The organism is Sphingobium sp. RC1, from assembly GCF_059738765.1.
In genome coordinates, this window is the sequence record NZ_AP027306.1 from 1550533 (window position 1) to 1571166 (window position 20634).

19 protein-coding genes and 1 pseudogene are annotated in these 20634 nt (G+C 60.4%); 10 read left to right on the forward strand and 10 right to left on the reverse strand.

Annotation, left to right across the window (positions count from 1 at the left end):
* Positions 1–3 precede the first annotated feature (3 nt).
* From AC6JBC_RS07595 to mazG, 5 genes are all read left to right on the forward strand, one after another.
* Positions 4–792 (forward strand): TatD family hydrolase, encoded by a 789-nt coding sequence (locus tag AC6JBC_RS07595; RefSeq protein WP_498023693.1) that lies wholly within the window; start codon positions 4–6, stop codon positions 790–792.
* The gene (locus AC6JBC_RS07600; protein ID WP_498023694.1) at positions 789–1574 is read left to right on the forward strand and encodes an MBL fold metallo-hydrolase; all 786 of its coding nucleotides are present in this window, start codon (positions 789–791) and stop codon (positions 1572–1574) included. The genes AC6JBC_RS07595 and AC6JBC_RS07600 overlap by 4 nt, the downstream gene beginning before the upstream one ends.
* 4 nt (positions 1575–1578) lie before the next feature.
* Positions 1579–2205, forward strand: coding sequence for a retropepsin-like aspartic protease family protein (locus AC6JBC_RS07605; RefSeq protein ID WP_498023695.1), 627 nt, complete (start codon positions 1579–1581; stop codon positions 2203–2205).
* Positions 2202–3503, forward strand: coding sequence for an MFS transporter (locus tag AC6JBC_RS07610; protein WP_498023696.1), 1302 nt, complete (start codon positions 2202–2204; stop codon positions 3501–3503). The genes AC6JBC_RS07605 and AC6JBC_RS07610 overlap by 4 nt, the downstream gene beginning before the upstream one ends.
* A gap of 184 nt (positions 3504–3687) precedes the next feature.
* On the forward strand, positions 3688–4476 hold the full coding sequence (gene mazG / locus AC6JBC_RS07615; protein ID WP_498023697.1) for a nucleoside triphosphate pyrophosphohydrolase: 789 nt from the start codon (positions 3688–3690) through the stop codon (positions 4474–4476).
* Between the two features lie 4 nt (positions 4477–4480).
* Here the strand turns inward: mazG and hflX are convergent, their stop codons facing one another.
* The 7 genes from hflX to dusB all read right to left on the reverse strand — a co-directional run bounded on the left by hflX (position 4481) and on the right by dusB (position 13787).
* Positions 4481–5812 (reverse strand): GTPase HflX, encoded by a 1332-nt coding sequence (hflX, locus tag AC6JBC_RS07620; protein ID WP_498023698.1) that lies wholly within the window; start codon positions 5810–5812, stop codon positions 4481–4483.
* Between the two features lie 65 nt (positions 5813–5877).
* Positions 5878–6369, reverse strand: coding sequence for an RNA chaperone Hfq (gene hfq, locus AC6JBC_RS07625; RefSeq protein WP_498023699.1), 492 nt, complete (start codon positions 6367–6369; stop codon positions 5878–5880).
* A gap of 141 nt (positions 6370–6510) precedes the next feature.
* On the reverse strand, positions 6511–7884 hold the full coding sequence (ntrX, locus tag AC6JBC_RS07630; RefSeq protein ID WP_196226096.1) for a nitrogen assimilation response regulator NtrX: 1374 nt from the start codon (positions 7882–7884) through the stop codon (positions 6511–6513).
* Positions 7874–10126: a sensor histidine kinase gene (locus tag AC6JBC_RS07635; protein WP_498023700.1), complete on the reverse strand. Its 2253-nt coding sequence runs from the start codon at positions 10124–10126 to the stop codon at positions 7874–7876. Before AC6JBC_RS07635 ends, ntrX begins: the two co-directional genes overlap by 11 nt.
* A 93-nt stretch (positions 10127–10219) precedes the next feature.
* Positions 10220–11662 (reverse strand): nitrogen regulation protein NR(I), encoded by a 1443-nt coding sequence (gene ntrC / locus AC6JBC_RS07640; protein ID WP_498023701.1) that lies wholly within the window; start codon positions 11660–11662, stop codon positions 10220–10222.
* The gene (locus AC6JBC_RS07645; protein ID WP_498023702.1) at positions 11659–12771 is read right to left on the reverse strand and encodes a two-component system sensor histidine kinase NtrB; all 1113 of its coding nucleotides are present in this window, start codon (positions 12769–12771) and stop codon (positions 11659–11661) included. The genes ntrC and AC6JBC_RS07645 overlap by 4 nt, the downstream gene beginning before the upstream one ends.
* Positions 12768–13787: a tRNA dihydrouridine synthase DusB gene (dusB, locus tag AC6JBC_RS07650; RefSeq protein ID WP_464788795.1), complete on the reverse strand. Its 1020-nt coding sequence runs from the start codon at positions 13785–13787 to the stop codon at positions 12768–12770. Before dusB ends, AC6JBC_RS07645 begins: the two co-directional genes overlap by 4 nt.
* A gap of 102 nt (positions 13788–13889) precedes the next feature.
* Between dusB and AC6JBC_RS07655 the strand changes: the two genes are divergently transcribed.
* Complete coding sequence (locus tag AC6JBC_RS07655; protein ID WP_498023703.1) at positions 13890–15065, forward strand: bifunctional 2-C-methyl-D-erythritol 4-phosphate cytidylyltransferase/2-C-methyl-D-erythritol 2,4-cyclodiphosphate synthase; 1176 nt, start codon at positions 13890–13892, stop codon at positions 15063–15065.
* 4 nt (positions 15066–15069) lie between these two features.
* Positions 15070–15582, forward strand: coding sequence for a CinA family protein (locus tag AC6JBC_RS07660; RefSeq protein WP_464788797.1), 513 nt, complete (start codon positions 15070–15072; stop codon positions 15580–15582).
* Here AC6JBC_RS07660 and AC6JBC_RS07665 read toward each other — a convergent pair.
* Together AC6JBC_RS07665 and lipA are read right to left on the reverse strand one after the other, a co-directional pair.
* Positions 15534–16004 carry a type II toxin-antitoxin system RatA family toxin gene (locus AC6JBC_RS07665; RefSeq protein ID WP_460988065.1) on the reverse strand — a complete coding sequence of 157 codons (471 nt, stop codon included), beginning with the start codon at positions 16002–16004 and terminating at the stop codon, positions 15534–15536. The two genes, AC6JBC_RS07660 and AC6JBC_RS07665, sit on opposite strands and share 49 nt — an antisense overlap.
* Before the next feature lie 4 nt (positions 16005–16008).
* Positions 16009–16966, reverse strand: a pseudogene (gene lipA, locus AC6JBC_RS07670) (lipoyl synthase).
* Between the two features lie 44 nt (positions 16967–17010).
* On the opposite strand from lipA, the gene AC6JBC_RS07675 reads away from it, so the two are divergent.
* From AC6JBC_RS07675 to AC6JBC_RS07685, 3 genes are read left to right on the forward strand one after another with little or no spacing between them, the layout of a single operon-like run.
* Entirely contained in the window at positions 17011–17664 is a 654-nt protein-coding gene (locus AC6JBC_RS07675; RefSeq protein ID WP_196226104.1) for a carbonic anhydrase, read from the forward strand.
* Positions 17664–18431: an NYN domain-containing protein gene (locus AC6JBC_RS07680; protein ID WP_498023704.1), complete on the forward strand. Its 768-nt coding sequence runs from the start codon at positions 17664–17666 to the stop codon at positions 18429–18431. Before AC6JBC_RS07675 ends, AC6JBC_RS07680 begins: the two co-directional genes overlap by 1 nt.
* A 2-nt stretch (positions 18432–18433) precedes the next feature.
* Entirely contained in the window at positions 18434–18712 is a 279-nt protein-coding gene (locus tag AC6JBC_RS07685; RefSeq protein ID WP_498023705.1) for an acylphosphatase, read from the forward strand.
* A 226-nt stretch (positions 18713–18938) separates the two neighbouring features.
* On the opposite strand, the gene ettA is transcribed toward AC6JBC_RS07685, so the two are convergent.
* Positions 18939–20624, reverse strand: a complete 1686-nt coding sequence (ettA, locus tag AC6JBC_RS07690) for an energy-dependent translational throttle protein EttA (RefSeq protein ID WP_464788801.1) — start codon at positions 20622–20624, stop codon at positions 18939–18941.
* Positions 20625–20634: the final 10 nt, after the last annotated feature.

Sequence of the window (20634 nt, forward strand, 5' to 3'; positions counted from 1 at the left end):
TCCATGTTGATCGACAGCCATTGCCACTTGAATTACAAAGGCTTGGTCGAAGATCAGCAGAATGTGCTTGAACGCGCGCGCTCCGCTGGCATCGACCTGATGCTCAACATCGCGACCCGCGAAAGCGAATGGGACGCCGTTCTCGCGACAGCCGAACAGCAACCCGATGTCTACGCCACCGTCGGCATCCACCCCCATGAGGCCGACGAACATCCCCACATCGACACGGCCAAGCTGATCGAACGCGCCGCCCACCCTCGCGTGGTCGGCATCGGGGAAACCGGCCTCGACTATTATTATGATCATAGCGACCGCGCCCGGCAGCAAAGCAGCTTCCGCGCCCATATCGCCGCATCCCGCGCCACTGGCCTGCCGCTGATCGTCCACACCCGCGATGCGGAGGAGGATACGCTCGCCATCCTGTGCGAGGAAATGGGGCAGGGCGCCTATCCCGGCGTCATCCACTGCTTCACCGCCAGCGGAGCCTTTGCCGATGCCGCGTTGGACCTCGGCTTCTACATCAGCATTTCGGGCATCGTGACCTTCAAAAGCGCAAAGGATCTTCAGGAAACCGCTGCCCGTCTGCCGCTCGACCGACTGCTGGTTGAAACGGACTCCCCCTTCCTCGCGCCCGTCCCCCACCGTGGCAAGTCCTGCGAACCAGCCTTCGTCGCCGACACCGCGCGCTTCCTGGCAAACCTGCGCGGCGAGGGCGTGGAGCAACTGGCCGCCGCAACCTCAGCAAACTTTCGCACCTTGTTCAGCAAGACCGGAGCAGCGCAAAAGGCATGAGCCTTAAGCTCACCATCCTGGGCTGTGGCACCTCTTCGGGCGTCCCCCGGATCGGCAATGACTGGGGCAGCTGCGATCCGAAAGAGCCGAAGAACCGGCGGACACGAGCCTCGATCCTGGTGGAAAGCCCCACAACGCGCCTCCTTATCGATACGTCCCCCGACATGCGCGTCCAACTGCTGGCCGCCGATGTCATCCATATCGACGCCATTCTCTGGACCCACGATCATGCCGATCACTGTCATGGCATCGATGACGTACGCCAGCTTTACCACCATCGCCGCACGCCCGTCCCGGGCTATGCCCGCCGCCAGACGCTCAAACTCCTGAAGGAGCGCTTCGCCTACGCCTTTGAAGGACGGCAGGGCTATCATCCGACCATAGAGCCGCATGTGCTGCCCGATGGCCTGCGCATCGGTGACATCGACATCGCCTGCACAGACCAACCACATGGCGAGATTTACTCGACCGGCTTTCGCTTCACATCGGATGGTAGTTCGATAGGCTATGCCACTGATTTTCATGATCTTACGGCCGACATGATCAGTCTTTACGACGGGTTGGACGTCTGGGTTGTCGATGCCCTCCGCGAAAAGCCGCATCCGACCCATCCACACCTGGCCCTTACCCTCGACGGCATCTCGGCCACCCGTCCGCGCCGCGCCGTCCTTACGCATATGGATCAGAGCATGGACTATGCGGCTCTGTTGAAAACGCTGCCGGATGGCGTGGAGCCCGGCTATGATGGCATGTGCATCGAACTGAACGGGGATGGGGGCTGACGGCATGAATGGGGATCAGGCGGCTTCCAGCATCTGGTATGTGCTCGCGCTTGTTCTCGTCGGCTCGGCCCTGCTGGCTCGCCGCATGCCCATGGCTGGCATGCTCCGCCTCGCACTGGTCTGGGTCGCCATATTCGCTGCCCTGCTGGGATTGTTCAAAATTGGTGAGAAAGCCGGACTTTTCTCCACCCGAATGGCTGTGGAAGGGGCAGGGCCAGTCTCGAAAGAAGCTCCGCCAACACCGCCTCCCGCCCGCGCCGAAGGTCAGGCGCTTCGCATTCCCATGGCACCTGATGGCCATTTCTGGGTCGAAGGAACAGTCAACGGCACTGCCACCCGCTTCCTCATAGACAGCGGCGCCAGCATAACAGCGCTTTCCGTCCCCTCCGCGCGTGAGGCCGGGCTCAATTTTGACCTGAGCGCTCCGGGCGTGTCGATGATGACCGCGAACGGCCAGATTGACGCCAAGCGTTCCTCCATCTCCACTTTGGCCATCGGCCCGATCCGGTCGAGCGACCTGCCCATCGTCATATCGCCCGCTTTTGGTGAGGTGAACGTCATAGGGATGAACATGCTGTCCCGGCTCAAAAGCTGGGGCGTCGAAAATGGCGAGATGGTGCTCAATCCATGACGGCAACCTTGGCGCTGCGCGCACCGACCCAGCGCGAAAGGCTAAAGGCAATCGTCGGCGGTTCCACCGGCAATCTGGTGGAATGGTATGACTGGTACGCCTATGCCGCCTTCACACTCTATTTCGCGCCGCATTTCTTCCCTAGCGAAGATCGCACGGCACAGCTTTTGAGCGCCGCCGGGATATTCGCGGTGGGCTTCCTGATGCGCCCTGTCGGCGCCTGGTTGATGGGCATTTATTCCGACCGGCATGGACGCAAAAGCGGGCTTACCTTGTCCGTTGCTCTCATGTGCGCGGGTTCGCTGCTCATTGCGGTGACGCCCGGCTATGATGTGATCGGGGTAGGAGCGCCCCTGCTGCTCGTCCTTGCCCGCCTGATGCAGGGTCTTTCGATCGGCGGCGAATATGGGGCCAGCGCAACCTATCTGTCTGAAATGGCGGGACGTGATCGGCGCGGTTTCTTTTCAAGCTTTCAATATGTTACGTTAATCGCCGGACAACTTGTGGCAATTTGCGTGCTGCTTGTTCTTCAGGGTGTGCTGACCACTGCGCAGCTTGACGACTGGGGGTGGCGGATACCTTTCCTGATTGGCGGCGCCCTTGCCGTGATCGTCTTCTGGCTCCGCCGTGGACTCAGTGAAACGCAAAGCTTCCATGCGGCGAGAGCCGAAGGAGCACCGCGATCCGGCTTTGTCGAACTCGTGACAAAGCATCCTCGCGAAACGCTGACCGTGATGCTGCTCACCGCGGGCGGTACGATCGCCTTCTATGCCTATTCGATCTATATGCAGAAATTCCTGGTGAACACGTCGGGCCTCAGCCGGGAAACAGCGTCACAGATCAATGGGATAACCTTGTTCTTTTTCATGGCTCTGCAGCCGATCGCGGGCGCGCTCTCAGACCGGATCGGGCGTAAGCCGTTGATGATCGGATTCGGCGTACTGGGCCTGCTGTTCACCTATCCGATATTTGCGACGCTCGCCGTAACTCGCGATCCACTCGTTGCGGGCCTGCTGGTGATGGCGGGCCTGATCATCGTCACCGGCTACACATCGATCAACGCCGTCGTGAAGGCGGAGCTTTTCCCGGCCCATATCCGCGCCCTAGGCGTCGCGCTGCCATATGCCTTGGCGAACACATTGTTCGGCGGCACGGCCGAATTCGTCGCGCTCTATTTCAAGCAGATCGGCATCGAACAGGCATTTTACATCTATGTAAGCGTCATGATCGCCATATCGCTGATCATCTACATCAAAATGCCCGACACCCGTCGCCACAGCCAAATCCGGGAGGACTGAAACGGGGAAATGCCGAACCGATCGGCGATCCTTCATTACCTCTCTTCGCCACGCCGCAAAGGGTCACCTCAATCGATATTTAACATAATATATATTATCGCACAAGCATCAGTCCAGAATGGATGGCCTTCCCCCAACCAAAACTCTATCTTCTCGCCACTTCCTTCTCGATTTCAGGACCCCCATGTCATCCAGCACCAAAGCGAGCCCCGCCGACATCATGCCGCTCGCCAACGTTATGGCCCGGCTCCGCGATCCTGACACCGGATGTCCTTGGGACATCCAACAGGATTTTGCCAGCATCGCTCCCTACACGATCGAGGAAGCCTATGAAGTCGCCGACGCGATCGAACGTAACGACATGTCCGCGCTCTGCGACGAACTCGGCGACCTCCTGCTACAGGTAGCCTTCCACAGCCGGATGGCCGAACAAGCCGGACACTTCAATCTTCAGGACGTCATCGACGGCGTCACCGACAAGATGATCCGCCGCCATCCGCACATCTTCGGCGAAGGTGCCGAACGCGAACATGGCCATGCCCAATGGGAAGCGATCAAAGCAGCCGAACGCGCTGCCAGGGAACCCGACAGCAGCGCTCTCGCTGGCGTTGCCAACGCGCTCCCCGCACTACTCCGCGCCGAAAAGCTCCAGAAGCGCGCCGCCCGCACCGGCTTCGACTGGCCCGACACCCAAGGTGTAGTCGCGAAGATTGAAGAGGAATTGCAGGAAGTTCACGACGCCACATCGCCCGAAGAACATCAGGAGGAGGTCGGCGACCTGCTGTTCGCCGTGGTCAACCTGGCCCGGCATCTGAGGGTCGATCCGGAAGCCGCGCTACGGGCCGCCAACGCGAAATTCGAAGCCCGCTTCCGCGTCATGGAACAGACCGCGGGCAATGGATTTCAGAGCCTCGACCTCGATGGAAAGGAAGCTCTCTGGCAGCAGGCCAAACGCGAATTGGCCTGCCGGTAACCGATCAAGAAGCCGCGCGTTTGCTGAAACGAGCAAGGGCGGAGTCAGACAGCCGAACCTTGACCACAAGCTCGCTATCCACCGTTTCGCTTTCTATCACTTCACCATGCTCGTGCAGCCAGGCAACGGCAGCGCCATCCGCCAACGGCACCCGAAGTTGATGGATTTGCGCCCCAGCAGTCAGTCTGGCGCTTATGCATCGTTGCAGATCATCCACGCCATCTCCGGTCAGGGCGGAAAGGATCACGACATCCCCGCGCCGCTCCACGATTTCCCGAAGTTGCGCAGCTTCTTCCTCACCCAGCAGATCAAGTTTATTCCACGCCTCGATAATCGGAGGGGCGTCGTCCCCTGCTCCGCCCTCAAGAGCGCCCTCACCCGCAACACCAAGCTCACTCAGCACATCCAGCACATCATCGCGCTGCGCCTCGCTATCAGGATGGGCGATGTCGCGGACATGTATAATGAGGTCAGCAGACAGAACTTCTTCCAGCGTGGCGCGAAACGCCGCGATCAGTTGCGTGGGAAGATCCGACACAAAACCGACCGTGTCCGACAGGATCGCCTTGTCCAATCCCGGTAATGCGATCTGGCGCATGGTCGGGTCCAGCGTCGCAAACAGCAAATCTTCCGCCATGACATCGGCGCCCGTCATGCGGTTGAAAAGCGTGGACTTTCCAGCATTGGTATAGCCGACGAGCGCGATCACCGGCCAAGGAGCTCTTTGCCGCCGCGCCCGATGCAAGCTGCGCGTACGGGTCACCTGGTCAAGTTCACGCCTGATCTTCGCCATGCGATCCCGGATCATCCGCCGGTCGGCCTCGATCTGCGTTTCGCCGGGACCACCCAGGAACCCAAAGCCGCCGCGCTGCCGTTCAAGGTGGGTCCAGCTGCGCACCAGCCTGCCCGCCTGATAATCAAGATGGGCCAGTTCGACCTGAAGGCGTCCTTCATTGGTGGCCGCGCGTTCGCCGAAGATTTCGAGGATCAACCCCGTTCGGTCGATCACCTTGGCTTCAGTAGCCTTTTCAAGATTGCTCTGTTGAACCGGGCTCAAAGCGTTGTCGATAATGACCAGTTCGGCTTCTTCCATCCGCGCCAGGGTCGCGATCTGATCGACCTGGCCACTTCCGAACAGCGTTGCGGGCTTCCGATCACGCACGCGAAACGCCTGCGCCGCGCGTACGTCGATCCCTATCGCCAGAGCGAGGCCCTTCGCCTCCTCCAGCCGGGCATCACTGTCGCGCCGTTCCACTCCATGAGTGTCAGCGCGCACGACCACGGCCCGCGCGCCGCGCGATACTTCGTCGGCAGAGTCCCGGTTGAAGACGGCCATAAGCGCCTAACGCATCAGGCGCCGACCCGCCTCATCAGAAGGCGGGCCGTACCGAAATAGATTGATCAATCCTCGCCCTCGCCTTCGCCGCTCAGGTCGAGCACATGGAGAGGTTGGACAGTGGAGATGGCGTGCTTGTAGACAAGCTGCACCATGCCGTCGCGTTCCAGCAACATGCAGAAAAGATCGAATGCAGCGATCTCGCCCTGCAACATCACGCCGTTGACCAGGAACATGGTGACGGGGCTACCGGACTTGCGGACGGCGCTCAGGAATATTTCCTGAAGCAGCTTGGGCTTTGAATTGCCGTCGCTCGCCTTGCGAAGGTCCGTCAGGTCCATCGACTGAGCAGGCATCACCGTGGAAATCGCGTGCTTGTAGACAAGCTGCGATTGCCCGTCGCGCCGCAACAAAACGGAAAAGTTGTCGAACCAGGTGATGATCCCTTGCAGCTTCACGCCTTTTACCAGGAACATGGTCACAGGCGTCTTGCTCTTGCGAAGGTTGTTCAGGAATATGTCCTGAAGATTATTGAGTTTTTCTGCCATGGTCTTCACCTTATTGGCGGGACGTTACCCGCTCTTGCACCCCTGGGCAGGGTGTCTTGCCCGCCCCCGCTCACCGGGGGCAATCAGAAAGCTACCGCAATTGCGAAGGGGCGTCCATGCCCCAGATGGGCTATGGCTCATCCCCTTGCATCAATTGTCTTTTCCATCCGTTATCCCAAGCAGCTTGAGCTTGCGGTGCAATGCAGATCGTTCCATGCCGATGAAAGTGGCCGTTCGGGATATGTTGCCGGAAAATCGCCTGATCTGAATGCGCAGATATTCGCGTTCAAAACTTTCCCGCGCTTCCCGCAACGGCGCCCCCATGATCGCGGACTGACCCATCCCTTCACCGGCGCCATTACTGGAAAGCTCGCTAGGCAGCATGTCCAGCTCGATCCGCCCTATCCGCTCGCCCGGAGCAAGGATCATTGTCCGCTCGATGACGTTGCGCAGCTGGCGAACGTTGCCGGGCCATTCGTTCGCCTGAAGCGCGGCCATGGCATCACTGGCGATCTCGGGCGACGGCACCCGCCGTTCGGCCGCGAAACGTGCGAGATAATGCTCGACCAGCGGAGGAATGTCATCTCGCCGTTCCGACAAGGAAGGGATGACGAGGGGAACAACGTTCAGACGATAGAACAAGTCTTCCCGGAACCGCCGCTCCTCGATTTCTGCTGCCAGGTCCCGCGCCGTCGAAGAGATGACGCGTACGTCCACCTTCACCTGCCGTTGCCCGCCCACGCGCGTGAAGCTCTGATCCGTCAGAACCCGCAATATCTTGCCCTGCGTCGTGACGGGCATGTCTGCGATCTCGTCAAGGTAAAGCGTGCCGCCATGCGCCTGCTCAAGATAGCCGGGACGCACAAGGCCGCTGGGGTCTTCGACGCCAAACAGTTCCTCTTCGACCCGGTCGGGGTCCATTCGCGCCGCCGCGACGATGATGAAGGGCGCATCGGCCCTCCCGCTCCAGCTGTGAAGCATGCGCGCCGCCACTTCTTTGCCCACGCCCGCAGGACCCGAAATCAGCACACGGCTGCCCGTTCCGGCGACCTTCTTTATCGTCGCCCGCACCGCATTGATTGCGGCCGAAGTGCCCGTCAGTTCGTCATCCTGCCCAAACCGGGCACGCAGGACCTGATTTTCTCGCCGCAATCTTTCGGTCTCGGTGGCGCGCGCAACCAGATGTAGCAACCGGTCGGCTTCGAATGGCTTTTCTATAAAGTCCGCCGCGCCCTTACGGATCGCGGCCACGGCCGTGTCGATATTGCCATGCCCCGAAATCATGAGCACCGGAATGGTCGCATCACGCTGTTTGATCACGTCCAGCAATTCCAGACCATCCAGGGTCGACCCCTGAAGCCAGACGTCCAGCAGGACCAGCGAAGGACGTCTGGTATCCAGCGCCTCTATCGCGCTGTCGCTGTTGGCAGCAGTGCGAGTGGTAAAGCCCTCATCCTCAAGCACGCCCGCGACCAGATCACGGATGTCCTCTTCATCATCGACTACCAGAATATCAAGCGCCATTGGCTGTCACTTTTCCCTTGGGCAATGCTACGACCTGCCCTTCTTCCAATTTCTCAAGAGCAGCAGTGGGGAAGCGCAACGTAACGCTCGTCCCTCCGCCTTCCGCATCTTCCAGGCGGATTTCGCCCATATGTTCCTCGACGATCTTCTTGACGATGGCGAGCCCCAAGCCGGTCCCCTTGCTGCGGGTTGTCATATAGGGTTCCAACACCCTCTCCCGCTCCGGCGGAAGTCCGATTCCGTCATCGCTGACTTTGATAAGCAGATTGCCGTCCTCCTGACCGACCGTCATGCGAACATGACCACGGGCTCCGCCCTCGGCAGGTTCGGGCTTGGGCTCGATAGCCTCCACGGCATTTTTGACGATATTGGTCAGTGCTTGCCCCAGCTGTCGTCGGTCGCAGACGAGTTCCATATCATGCGGCCCACCACGGAATTCAAATTTGACGTCGGGATGCGCCACTTCGTGCAGGAACAGGGCATGACGGGCTATATCAGCAACAGCCTCGCGGCGGAACACCGGTTTGGGCATCCGCGCGAACGAGGAGAATTCATCCACGATACGCCGCAGATCGCCTACCTGTCTGACGATGGTCCCTGTCAGGCGTGTGAAGGTCGCCTTGTCGCTCGTCACTTCCTCGGCATAGCGGCGCTGCAAGCGCTCCGCCGCGAGCTGGATGGGCGTCAGCGGGTTCTTGATCTCATGCGCAATCCGACGAGCCACGTCGGACCATGCGGCGCGCCGCTGATCGGACAACTGCTGCGTAATGTCGTCGAACGTCAGGATATGGCGCGATGCGTCTTCGGACACTTTGACTGCCAGGGTCCGTACTTCGCCATGCGCGCGCGTCTGCACGATCCCCGCCCCCTCCTCCGAAGCGATAAGGGCCGCCAGTTCCGGCGAAACGGCGCTCAACGGGCGCCCTACCGGATCATCGCCGTCCTTCACCAGAATGGCGGCGGCCGAACTGTTGAGAAGCAGGATCACCCCTTCCCTGTCCACCGACAATACGCCTGCGGAAACGCCTGAGAGGATGGCCTCGATGAAGGCGCGACGTTCATCCAACTGGCTGTTCGCGGCTACAAGCGCGCCTGTCTGCGCCTCCAGCCTCTGGGTCATCCTGTTGAAGGCAGATGCGAGCGTTCCGATTTCATCGCGGGACTGCGGGCTGGTGACGCGAGCGGACAAGTCACCTGCCGTCACTCGCCGGGCCGCGGTCACCAATTCATTCACCGGGCGAACCATCCAATCCGCAACCGCCAATGCGATATAGACCGCTATGCCGACCAGCAGAAGCGATCCTACGAACAGAGCGACGTTAAATCGCAGCTGAAGAGCGCGTGATTGGGCCGCGAAGATATCATAGTCGGACAGGACCTTCTGCGCGCGCTCCACATTGCTGAACGCAGTCGAACCGGAATCCCGAGTGGCATAAAGATAGATTTTCGCGCCGGGGTAGAGCAGCGTCACCGCCTGAATCTGGTTTGGCTTCGCTGCAACAACAACATTCTCGCCTGCTTCCAATCTCTTGACGACATCGGGTGACAGCATTTCTGAAGCAGGTCGGCTATCCGGGTCGACCGTCGCAGCGGTGCGAGCCACGCCATCCTTGCCCACCTCTATGATTGCCGAGCGATTGAGTTTTCGCGTGACGACCTGGTAGATATAGCCTTCGGCGAAGCGCGGGCTCGATACTTTCGACTGGCCGAGATAATCCCGCAAGTCGCTCGCCATGGTCACCGTTTCGTCGCCCACCTCGCGAAGATTTTGCTCATAATAGCCGCGAGCGAGATCGCTGGCATTTTGCAACATCCCGCGTGCGCTGTCAGAAAACCAGAATTGCACGCCATATTGGAACAACAGCGAGGCGAAGATGACGACCAGCAACATCGGGACGCTGGCCACGATCGAGAAGATGGCCACCAGCCTGACGTGAAGTTGCCCGTCACTGCCTATCGCGGACTGTGCGGCGCGGCGCTTCGCGACCCGGCGTCCAAGCAACACGAGCAGCGCGATCGCCGGAACCAGATTTCCCACCAGCAGCAACGCGACGATCGGCGGCGTAAGCAGCGTGTATGACTGCCCCTGGCCCGATAACAGGAAATAGGTGATGCCCGCCGTTCCAAGGAACAGCATCAGCGTGACCGCCTCCACCAGCGGAGCGAGATGACGTCGAAGGAAGGGCGGAAAATATCTCTTCCATGCCCGACCTCGCGTGGAGAGAGTCACTGCACCTTCCATAGTGGCTTTCTTACAACAACGCCGTGCCTGATCAAACACAGTATTTGGGACACATTGTCCCTTGGCCGAACACCTGTGTCGTTTCGTCCCGGCTTAGTCCGAAACGCGCAGTTGCAGCGGGTCCAAACCATAGTCGGTCAACTTCTTGCGCAACGTGTTACGGTTGATCCCCAGCAACCCCGCGGCCCGGATCTGGTTACCATCCGCGCTCGCCAGCGTTTCCTGCAACAGGATCGGTTCGACGACGGCCAGCATATCATCATGCAGATTGCGGTTGGGCTGTCCGATGCCGATCCCCAACTGCCGCTTCGCCCATTCGCGCACGGCCAGGACCAGTTGATCGGCGGGTGCGGCATAATCCGGAGGCACCAGGTCCAGCGGCAAGCTGTTGCGCAACACCTCCCCCGCGATCACGGTCTCACGGCTCAGCACCGCCAGCCTCTGCATCAGGTTCTGAAGCTCACGGACATTACCCGGCCAATGATAGGCCATCAGCAATTGCGCGGCATCATCCGACAACGTCTTTCGGGGTAGCCCCTCCTGCGCGGCGCGTTCCAGGAAATGCCTTGCGAGCAGGATCACGTCCTCCCGCCGTTCGCGCAAGGCAGGCAAGGGGATGGGCACGACATTCAGCCGGTAATAAAGATCTTCCCGGAACCTGTTTTCCTCGATCAGCTTGGGAAGGTCCTTGTTCGTGGCTGCAACGATGCGGACATTCACCCGCACCGGCTTCGACCCACCGACCGTCGTCACCTCACCTGATTGCAAGACCCGGAGCAGGCGCGTCTGCGCCTCCATCGGCATGTCGCCGATCTCGTCGAGGAACAGGGTTCCGCCCTGCGCCTGCTCAAACTTCCCGGCAGTGCGGACATTGGCTCCCGTAAACGCGCCCTTTTCATAGCCGAACAGTTCGGCCTCGATCAGTTCGCGTGGGATTGCGGCCATGTTGATGGCGACAAATGGCTTGGTACGGCGCTGCCCCAGCCCATGGATCGCTTCGGCGACAAGTTCTTTCCCCGTACCCGACTCACCCAGCACCAGGATGCTGAGATCATTGGACAATACCCGCGCGATCGTCCGGTAAACCTCCTGCATGGCGGGAGATCGCCCGACGAGAGGCAGTCCGTCGTGGGGAAGGCCATCCTCCTGATTGCCCTCCTCGGCCTTGTTCATGCCGAGGGCGTCACCGACCGCCCGCGCCAATTCATTTAGGTCGAACGGCTTGGGGAGATATTCGAAGGCCCCCTTCTCCGTGGCGCGAATAGCGGTGTTCAATGTGTTCTGCGCCGACAATATGATCACGCTAAGGTCTGGCCTGCGCCCCAGGATTTCCGCGACGCCGTCCAGACCATCGCCATCCGGCAGCATGACGTCAGTTATGAGCACATCTGGTGCGAAACTGTCGATCAGGGCGCTACGCTCCCGAATGGACGACGCGGTCTTTACCTTATGCCCCTGCCGCCGCAGCGCTTCCCCGACCACCATGCAAATGGCGGGATCGTCATCGACGACCAATATCGACCCCGTGGTCGTCATGACCCCATCCCCATGGGAAGCAGGATTCGGAACGTCGATTCGCCCGCGTCTGGATCGCGTGAATATTGGACAAACCCATTCATGTCCCGCACCAGCTTGTCCACCAATGCCAGCCCCAGCCCCTGCCCATCGCGCTTGCCCGTGATGAAGGGGTTGAAGAGGTGATCCAATATATGTTCGGGCACTCCCGGACCATTGTCGATGACCAGTATCTCGATCGGCAATACCGCGCTGCCCTTTCCATCGCCCAGCACGACCGACACGCCATGGCGAAACGCGGTTTCAACGCGGATGCAGGGTTCTTCGACTTCCTCCAGCGCCTCAGCAGCATTTTTCAGCAGGTTGAGCATGATCTGCACAAGCGCATCGCCATTGATGACCGCAAATGGCAATGACGGATCATAACGCTTTATAATTCTTATATTTCTTGCAAAACCGGCAGCGGCGATGTTGGCCGCCCGATCAATCATGGGATAGATGTTGCCCGGTCGGCATTCCAGCCTGTGATCGGTCGTGAAATCCTGCATACGATCGATCAGGGCGGCGATCCGATCGACCTCGTTGCAGATCAACTGGGTCAGCACGGCGTCGCGTCCATCGTTGCCGGACTCCAAAAGCTGTGCTGCGCCACGGATGCCTGATAGCGGATTCTTGATCTCATGCGCCAATATGGCTGCGGCGCCCATGGCCGATCGCGCGCCGCCCGCAGTGCCACGATGGCCAATCTGCCGCGCATGGCTTTGAGCGTGGATCGACACCACCCGCCACCCTTCATGGTCGACAATCGGTGCGATCATCAGATCGACTTCCATCTCCGCCGTTCGCCCCGCATGCACCTTGACGTCATAAGCGGCTATCGGCTTGCTGCTATGCCAAATGTCGAAGCGAGAACTCGCGTCCGCCATCCGAACCGTGCGCGTGACATCGCTTCCCACGATCGCAGATCGCGCCATGTTGAGCAAAGTTTCCGCCCGGACATTCGCATCGGCAATGCTGTTGTCCGGCGCCACGATCAACGTCGCCACGGGGAGTGCGATCATCAATTCCGACGGTGATGGTCCGTCCTGCTGCATCCGGGGCGGCGGGACGGTCGTCAGTGGCATGGTCATGCCGCCTTGCGGGTCTCGATCGCTCCGTCCGGGGCAATCAGCGGCTCGTAAAAGCGCGCCAGCATATCCAGCACCACGTCGCCATCCGGCTCCTGATTCACAGCGTTACGAAACTCCGCCGATCCGGTAAGACCCTTGGTATACCAACCGATATGCTTGCGAGCCATGTTGACGCCGGTAAGGCCGTCATAATGCTCGATCATCGCACGATAATGCTCTGTTATCAGCTGATATTGCTCAGCGAGCGAAGGATCGGGAAGACGCTGCCCCGTGCGGAACCAGTGCATCACCTGTCCGATCAGCCAGGGCCGCCCATAGGCGCCACGGCCGATCATGACGCCGTCCGCCCCGCTTTGCTCCAGCGCCGTTTCCGCATCTTCGATCGAGCAGATGTCGCCATTGACAATCACGGGCAACGACACGGCGTCCTTCACATTCCGTACGAACGCCCAATCGGCGCTACCCTTGTACATCTGGCAGCGCGTCCGCCCATGTACAGTGATCATCTTCGCACCCAGATCCTGCGCAATCCGCGCCAGTTCAGGGGCATTGAGGCTGGCATGATCCCACCCCATCCGCATCTTGACGGTCACGGGCACATCGACGGCCTTCACCGTCGCCTCGATCAGCGCGGCGGCCAGAGGCAGGTCGCGCATCAGAGCGCTGCCCGCATCGCCGTTCACAACCTTCTTGACCGGACAGCCCATGTTGATGTCGATGATCGCCGCGCCGCGATCCGCATTCAGCTTCGCGGCTTCGGCCATCTCCTGTGGTGAGCAGCCCGCAAGCTGCATGGACACTGGCTCCTCTACCGGATGCCAGGCCGCCTTCTGCAAAGACTGCCGGGTTTCGCGGATCATCGCCGCGCTCGCGATCATCTCCGTCACGTTCAGCCCCGATCCGTAACGGCGCACCAGCGTGCGGAACGGCATATCCGTGACGCCAGTCATCGGCGCCAGGATCACGGGCATGTCGATCGTCACCGGACCAACGGAGATGGGGGAAATTATGCGCATCACCAGCTTTGCCTAAAAAACAGGCAGCCCTTAGCGGAAAAGCGGCGATGCGGCAAGCAAGCCGTCTGGCGGAGCGATCCACCGTTCGCTACACGCGCTGCGATGACAGGGAGCAATCAGAGGGTCGCCGCGCTGGTACTTGCAGCTGGCCAAGGCAGTCGCGCCGGGGGCGATGTACCCAAGCAATTTCGTCACATTGGGGGCAAGGCCATCATCGCCCACTCCATTCAAGCGCTGGCGGCTCATCCGCTAGTCGGTGCGGTCTACCTGGTCATCGGCGCCGGGCAGGAGGAAACAGTCCGGTCGCTGATTGACGAAGACCAGGTCACGTCGATCGTCCAGGGTGCGGACAGCCGCCGCGGATCCGTTCATGCGGGGCTTGAGGCTATCGCTGCCGCCGGTGGTGCCGACAGGGTGTTGATCCACGATGCTGCCCGCCCTTTCCTGTCCGCTTCCATGATCGATCAACTGCTGGCCGCGCTCGACTTCGCGCCGGGCGCGATCCCTGCCCTCCCCGTCGCCGACACATTGGTAAGGTCAGCGGGCGACCTCACAGCCGACATTGTCGATCGATCGGCGCTCTTCCGGGTGCAAACCCCACAAGCATTTCACTTCGACGCCATCCTCACCGCGCATCGCAATTGGGACGATAAGCGCGAAGCCACCGATGATGCCCAGATGCTCCGTCAGGCGGGCCATGACGTCATTCTGGTTCCCGGCGACGAAAGGTTGGAGAAATTGACCTACCCTCAAGATTTCATCCGGGCCGAAGCGCTGCTGGCATCACAGCGAACGACCCGCGTCGGCATGGGCTATGATGTCCACCGGCTCGCTGCGGATGAGGAGCTTTGGCTTTGCGGCGTTCAGGTTCCCCATGAAAAGGGACTCGCGGGGCATAGCGATGCGGATGTCGCAATTCACGCGATCGTCGATGCCATGCTCGGTGCTCTTGCCGAAGGGGACATAGGCAGTCACTTCCCCCCATCCGATCCGCAATGGCGCGGCGCGGCGTCCTCCCGATTCCTCGAATATGCGCGAGATCGGGTGACGTCCCGTGGTGGCCGCATCGATCATATCGACGTCACGATCATCTGTGAGGCTCCGAAGATCGGCCCTCACCGCGATGCCATGCGCCAGCGCATCAGCGAGTTGCTAGCCATCCCGCTCGATCGGGTCAGCGTGAAGGCCACCACCACCGAACGCCTGGGCTTTGCCGGACGCCGCGAAGGCATTGCTGCACAAGCCGTTGCAACCATCTCCCTCCCCGCGCTATTCTAACCCCATGCCAGATCGCATCCTCCCCACCTCGCTGGTGGACCTCGCCGAGCGCGTCATCATCGCCAATCGTCGCGCTGGCCGCACCATCGCTGTTGCGGAAAGCTGTACTGGCGGTCTTGTGTCCGCTGCCCTCACCGAAATCGCCGGGTCTTCGGAGGTTTTTGAAGCAGGATTCATCACTTATTCGAATGACATGAAGAATGAGCTGCTGAAGGTCTCTCAGGACGTTCTGGAAACCTTCGGAGCCGTTTCCATCGCCACCGCGTGGGCAATGGCGCAGGGCGCTCTCACCAAAAGCCACGCCAATGTAGCCGTTGCCATTACGGGCATCGCTGGCCCCGGCGGCGGATCAGAGCAAAAGCCGGTGGGCACCGTCGTTTTTGCCCGCGCCGAACGCGGCGGCAACCCGGACAAGGTCGTCGCTGACATGCGCCATTTTGAGGATAGCGGCCGGGGCGGCGTGCGCCTTCAGGCGGCGCTTTGCGCGCTGGAGCTTCTGCTGCCCGAATCGCCGTAAAGTTCGGCCGCGCGGGTTTCGAACGCGCCGATCATCTTGCGCAGCGCCTTGTCGAACATCTGCCCGGCGATCATCTCGAACAGACGATTCTTGAACTCGAATTCGACCTCGAAATCGACAAGCACGCCACCCTTCCCGTCATCGCGGAACCGCCACTGGTTGTGCAGATGCTTGAGCGGGCCTTCCAGATAGTCGACGCGCACGAAGTCAGGCCGATGCTTGTGCACGCGCGACGTGAAGCTTTCCTTGATACCTTTAAAGCCGACGATCATGTCGGCAACCATCTCCGAATCACTGTCCTGGCGAACGCGGATCGCGCTGATCCATGGCAGGAATTCAGGATAGGACGCCACATTCGAAACAAGGTCGAACATCTGGTCAGGCGTGTAGGGAAGCGGCCTTGTTTCGTGATGTTTCGGCATGTTTTCAGCGCGCTGCCCGTGCCAGCTGAGCCTCACGCGCCGCCCGCATCTCGGCGAAATCCTTGCCCGCATGATAGCTGGAACGGGTCAACGGGCTCGATGCCACTTGCAAAAATCCCTTGGCACGCGCGATCCCAGCATAGGCATTGAACGCCGCAGGGGTCACGAACTCCATCACCTTGGCATGCTTCGGCGTAGGCTGCAGATATTGCCCCATGGTCAGGAAATCGATGTCGGCCGAACGCATGTCGTCCATCACCTGATGGACCTCCAGGCGCTCTTCACCCAGGCCGAGCATGATCCCCGACTTGGTGAAGATCGACGGGTCCAGCTTCTTCACCGACTCCAGCAACCGCAGCGACGCATAATAACGCGCACCGGGGCGAATCGTCGGATACAGGCGGGGCACCGTCTCAAGGTTATGATTATAGACGTCCGGTCGCGCAGCCACGATCATCTCGACTGCGCGTTCATGCTTGTTCCGGAAGTCCGGGGTCAAAATCTCGATCGTCGTGTCCGGAGTCGTCCGCCGCAACGCTTCGATCACCTTCACGAACTGCGACGCGCCGCCATCGGGCAGATCGTCGCGATCGACGGAGGTGATGACGATATGCTCCAGCCCCATTTCCGCGCAAGCGTCGGCCAGATTCTGCGGCTCGTTCGGATCGACCTTGCGCGGCATGCCGGTTTTGACGTTGCAGAAGGCGCAGGCCCGCGTGCACACGTCACCCAGGATCATCACCGTCGCATGCTTCTTGGTCCAGCATTCCCCGATGTTCGGGCAAGCCGCCTCTTCGCAAACCGTGGCCAGCCCCTTTTCCCGCATCAGCTTCCGGGTTTCATTATAGCCCGGACTCGTCGGCGCCTTCACCCTGATCCAATCGGGCTTGCGCGCACGTTGCGGAGTGGCTTGCACAGGTAGCGGAGCGGTGTCTGTCATGCGCCATCAAATAGCGATGCATGCCCACTCTTGCCAGCCCCCAGATTGTTGGGCAGAGACTTGGGCATGACCGACTTTTCCGACATGCTCGAAGGCTATCGCCGCTTCCGCAACACCGGCTGGACTCAACAACGTGGCCGATGGGATGAATTGAGCGAAGGGCAAAGCCCGCGCGTCATGGTCATCGCCTGCTCCGACAGCCGAGTCGATCCCGCGCAGATCTTCGACACCAGCCCCGGCGAGATCTTCGTAGTCCGCAATGTGGCCGCGCTTGTGCCCCCATTTGAAACTAATCCGGGCCATCATGGCGTTTCGGCCGCGCTGGAGTTTGCCGTTCAGGTGCTCAAGGTCGGCGAGATCGTCGTCATGGGCCATGGCAAATGCGGCGGCTGCAAGGCGGCCCTCAGCCAGGAACTGAAGGATGCCCCTCCCGGAGAAGGCGGCTTTATCCATAACTGGATAGACATGCTTGATGGCGCACGGGAAAAGGTCGTCGAACGCTTCGGCGATGATCACGGCCGCGACGCGCACCGTGCCATGGAGCAGGAAGGGGTCAAGGTCAGCCTTGCCAACTTGCGCACCTTCCCGTGCGTCCGCACCAAGGAACGTAATGGAGAATTGAAGTTGGTCGGCGCATTCTTCGCGATTGCAGACGGGCAACTGCATCTGCTGGATGAAGCGACTGGAGAATTCCATCCGGCGGCGCTGGAATCGGCCTGATGCCCTCGGCGATCCCCAGCGGCAATGTCGCCCTGTTGATCGACGCAGACAATGCCTCCGCCGACCATTTCGATCCGGTGCTGACCGTTCTCGCAGAGCTGGGAACAGTCAATATCCGCCGCGCCTATGGCAATTGGAGCAAGCCCTCGCTCAAGGGCTGGGCGCGGCAGGCCGTGACCCAGGCCATCGAAACGCAGCAGCAATTCGACCTCACCAAGGGGAAGAATGCCACCGACATGAAGATGACGATCGACGCCATGGACCTGATGGCGGGCGGCCGGGTCACAGGCTTCGGCCTCATGTCGAGCGACAGCGATTTCACGCCGTTGGTGACGCGTATCCGTCAGGAAGGGATCGACGTCTATGGCTTCGGTTCGGACAAGACACCCGAAGGCTTCCGCCGGGCCTGTACCCGCTTCATTGACGTAGCCGCGCTCGCCCGCTCGCTGGCGGAACCGGCCTCCGAAGCGATGCCAGAGCCGATGCCGCTCGACGTCTCGACCAAAGCCGCCGCGCCAGCCAGGAATGAATATAAGAAGGTGGATGATGAAGTCATCCGCCTCCTGATAGAAGCCTATGATGCGGCCAAGCGCGATGAGAAAGGCTTCGCCGCGCTAGGGCCAGTGGGCCAACGCGTTGGCAATCGCTCCAGCTTCGATGTGCGCAATTACGGTTTCAAGCGCCTGTCAGACCTGGTGCAGGCCATCCCCAATTTCATCACCGAGACGCGGGAAAACGGCCAGACCTGGATCAAACGGGTGCACTGACGATGATCGTCGCTCGGCACCTCATGATACTGGGCCGCGTGCAGGGCGTATTCTATCGCAATTGGGCAAAACAGACGGCTACCGAGTTGGGCTTGACCGGATGGGTCCGCAATCGTCTGGACGGCAGCGTCGAAGCGGTGATCGAGGGCGCCAATGAGGCCGTGGAACGCTTCACGGCTCTGGCCGCTGAAGGTCCTCCAGCAGCTCAGGTGGCGCGCGTCGATAAGGCTGACATGCCTGTCGAAGGCTTGAGGTCTTTCGAGAAGAAGCCGACCTGCTAGGGCCGCCCCTTCCCGCCCCAGCGTGACATCTCACCGGCGAACCGCTTCTGATCAGCAGCACAAAAAAATGGCCGACCCAATCGGGCCGGCCTGAAAGTTTTAGGAGAGGATGCCTGAAAGGCCTCTCCGATATGTGGTTCGCACCGTCATTGTGCAAGTGCGAAGGGCGAGGATGTCGTTGCGCTAATTGCAATCATCCCTCACCGCACGCGCCGCACAACTTCCATCAGCGCGTGAGTTTCTTGTAAGCCAGGCTCGTCGGCCGATCGGCGGCATCGCCCAGCCTCCGCCGCTTATCCTCTTCATACATTTCAAAGTTGCCCTCAAACCACTCGACATGGCTGTTGCCTTCGAACGCAAGAATGTGGGTGGCAAGACGATCGAGGAAGAAGCGATCGTGGCTGATCACCACGGCGCAACCCGCGAAGTTTTCGATCGCTTCTTCCAGCGCGGCCAGCGTTTCGACGTCAAGGTCGTTAGTCGGTTCGTCGAGCAGCAGCACGTTGCCGCCCTTCTTCAGCATCTTGGCCATGTGCACGCGGTTGCGCTCACCGCCAGACAGCTTGCCGACATTCTTCTGCTGGTCCTGCCCCTTGAAGTTGAAGGCGCCGACATAGGCCCGCGTCGACATGTCGTGACCGTTGACCTTCACATAATCGAGGCCGTCCGACACCTCTTCCCAGACATTCTTGGATGGGTCCAGATGATCACGGCTTTGGTCGACATAGCCCAGGCGCACGGTCGAACCGATGTCGACCTCACCCGAATCCGGCGTCTCCTGACCAGTGAGGATGCGGAACAGCGTGGACTTACCCGCGCCGTTCGGCCCGATCACGCCGACAATCCCGCCGGGCGGCAGAGTGAAGGACAGGTCCTCGAACAGCAGCTTGTCGCCATAGGCTTTCGAGATGTTCTTCGCCTCGATGACCTTGCCACCCAGCCGTTCGGGCACCTGGATAACGATCTGCGCCTTGCCGGGGGTGCGGCTTTCCTGGCTTGCGACCAGCTGTTCGAACTTGGCGATACGCGCTTTCGACTTGGTCTGGCGTCCCTTCGGTCCCTGCCGAATCCACTCCAACTCGTCCTTGATCGCCTTCTGCCGACCCGATTCCTCGCGGGATTCCTGTTCCAGACGCTTCGACTTCTTTTCGAGGTAGGTCGAATAATTGCCCTCGTATGGGAAATATTTTCCGCGATCGAGTTCCAGGATCCAACCCACGACATTGTCCAGGAAGTAGCGATCGTGGGTGATCATCAGCACCGCACCCGCATATTCCTTCAGGTGATTTTCCAGCCACTCCACGCTCTCCGCGTCCAGATGGTTGGTCGGTTCGTCGAGCAGCAGGATGTCCGGCTTCTGGATCAGCAGGCGAGTCAACGCGATACGGCGCTTTTCACCGCCGGAAAGGCTTTCAACCGACCAGTCGGACGGCGGGCAGCGCAGGGCCTCCATCGCGATCTCAAGCTGATTGTCGAGCGTCCAGCCATCGACAGCGTCGATCTGCTCCTGCAACTCGCCCATCTCGGCCATCAGAGCGTCGAAATCAGCGTCTTCCGGCGGATCGGCCATGATCATGCTGATCTCGTTGAACCGGTCGAGCTTGTCCGCGACTTCCCGCGCGCCGTCCTTCACATTCTCAAGCACATTCTTGGCAGGATCGAGCTGCGGCTCCTGCGCCAGATACCCCACGGTGATGTTCTCGCCGGGCCATGCCTCACCGCTGTAATCGGTGTCGATGCCCGCCATGATCTTGATCAGCGTCGATTTACCGACGCCGTTGGGACCGACGATGCCGATCTTGGCACCGCGATAAAATTGCAGGTTGATACCATTCAGCACCGGCTTTGGCGCGCCGGGGAAGGTCTTGGTCATGTTCTTCATGACGAAGGCGTATTGCGAGGAGGCGGACATGGCTTGAAGA

Bases quoted from the DNA above. Each gene is read 5' to 3' on its own strand.
- ntrC (WP_498023701.1), bottom strand. From the start codon at position 11,662: ATGACGACCACGGGGTCGATATTGGTCGTCGATGACGATCCCGCCATT.
- ettA (WP_464788801.1), bottom strand. From the start codon at position 20,624: ATGTCCGCCTCCTCGCAATACGCCTTCGTCATGAAGAACATGACCAAG.
- AC6JBC_RS07680 (WP_498023704.1), top strand. From the start codon at position 17,664: ATGCCCTCGGCGATCCCCAGCGGCAATGTCGCCCTGTTGATCGACGCA.
- AC6JBC_RS07595 (WP_498023693.1), top strand. From the start codon at position 4: ATGTTGATCGACAGCCATTGCCACTTGAATTACAAAGGCTTGGTCGAA.
- AC6JBC_RS07675 (WP_196226104.1), top strand. From the start codon at position 17,011: ATGACCGACTTTTCCGACATGCTCGAAGGCTATCGCCGCTTCCGCAAC.
- AC6JBC_RS07645 (WP_498023702.1), bottom strand. From the start codon at position 12,771: ATGACCATGCCACTGACGACCGTCCCGCCGCCCCGGATGCAGCAGGAC.
- AC6JBC_RS07635 (WP_498023700.1), bottom strand. From the start codon at position 10,126: ATGGAAGGTGCAGTGACTCTCTCCACGCGAGGTCGGGCATGGAAGAGA.
- AC6JBC_RS07660 (WP_464788797.1), top strand. From the start codon at position 15,070: ATGCCAGATCGCATCCTCCCCACCTCGCTGGTGGACCTCGCCGAGCGC.
- dusB (WP_464788795.1), bottom strand. From the start codon at position 13,787: ATGCGCATAATTTCCCCCATCTCCGTTGGTCCGGTGACGATCGACATG.
- AC6JBC_RS07600 (WP_498023694.1), top strand. From the start codon at position 789: ATGAGCCTTAAGCTCACCATCCTGGGCTGTGGCACCTCTTCGGGCGTC.
- AC6JBC_RS07655 (WP_498023703.1), top strand. From the start codon at position 13,890: ATGACAGGGAGCAATCAGAGGGTCGCCGCGCTGGTACTTGCAGCTGGC.
- ntrX (WP_196226096.1), bottom strand. From the start codon at position 7,884: ATGGCGCTTGATATTCTGGTAGTCGATGATGAAGAGGACATCCGTGAT.
- AC6JBC_RS07665 (WP_460988065.1), bottom strand. From the start codon at position 16,004: ATGCCGAAACATCACGAAACAAGGCCGCTTCCCTACACGCCTGACCAG.
- mazG (WP_498023697.1), top strand. From the start codon at position 3,688: ATGTCATCCAGCACCAAAGCGAGCCCCGCCGACATCATGCCGCTCGCC.
- AC6JBC_RS07685 (WP_498023705.1), top strand. From the start codon at position 18,434: ATGATCGTCGCTCGGCACCTCATGATACTGGGCCGCGTGCAGGGCGTA.
- AC6JBC_RS07610 (WP_498023696.1), top strand. From the start codon at position 2,202: ATGACGGCAACCTTGGCGCTGCGCGCACCGACCCAGCGCGAAAGGCTA.
- hflX (WP_498023698.1), bottom strand. From the start codon at position 5,812: ATGGCCGTCTTCAACCGGGACTCTGCCGACGAAGTATCGCGCGGCGCG.
- AC6JBC_RS07605 (WP_498023695.1), top strand. From the start codon at position 1,579: ATGAATGGGGATCAGGCGGCTTCCAGCATCTGGTATGTGCTCGCGCTT.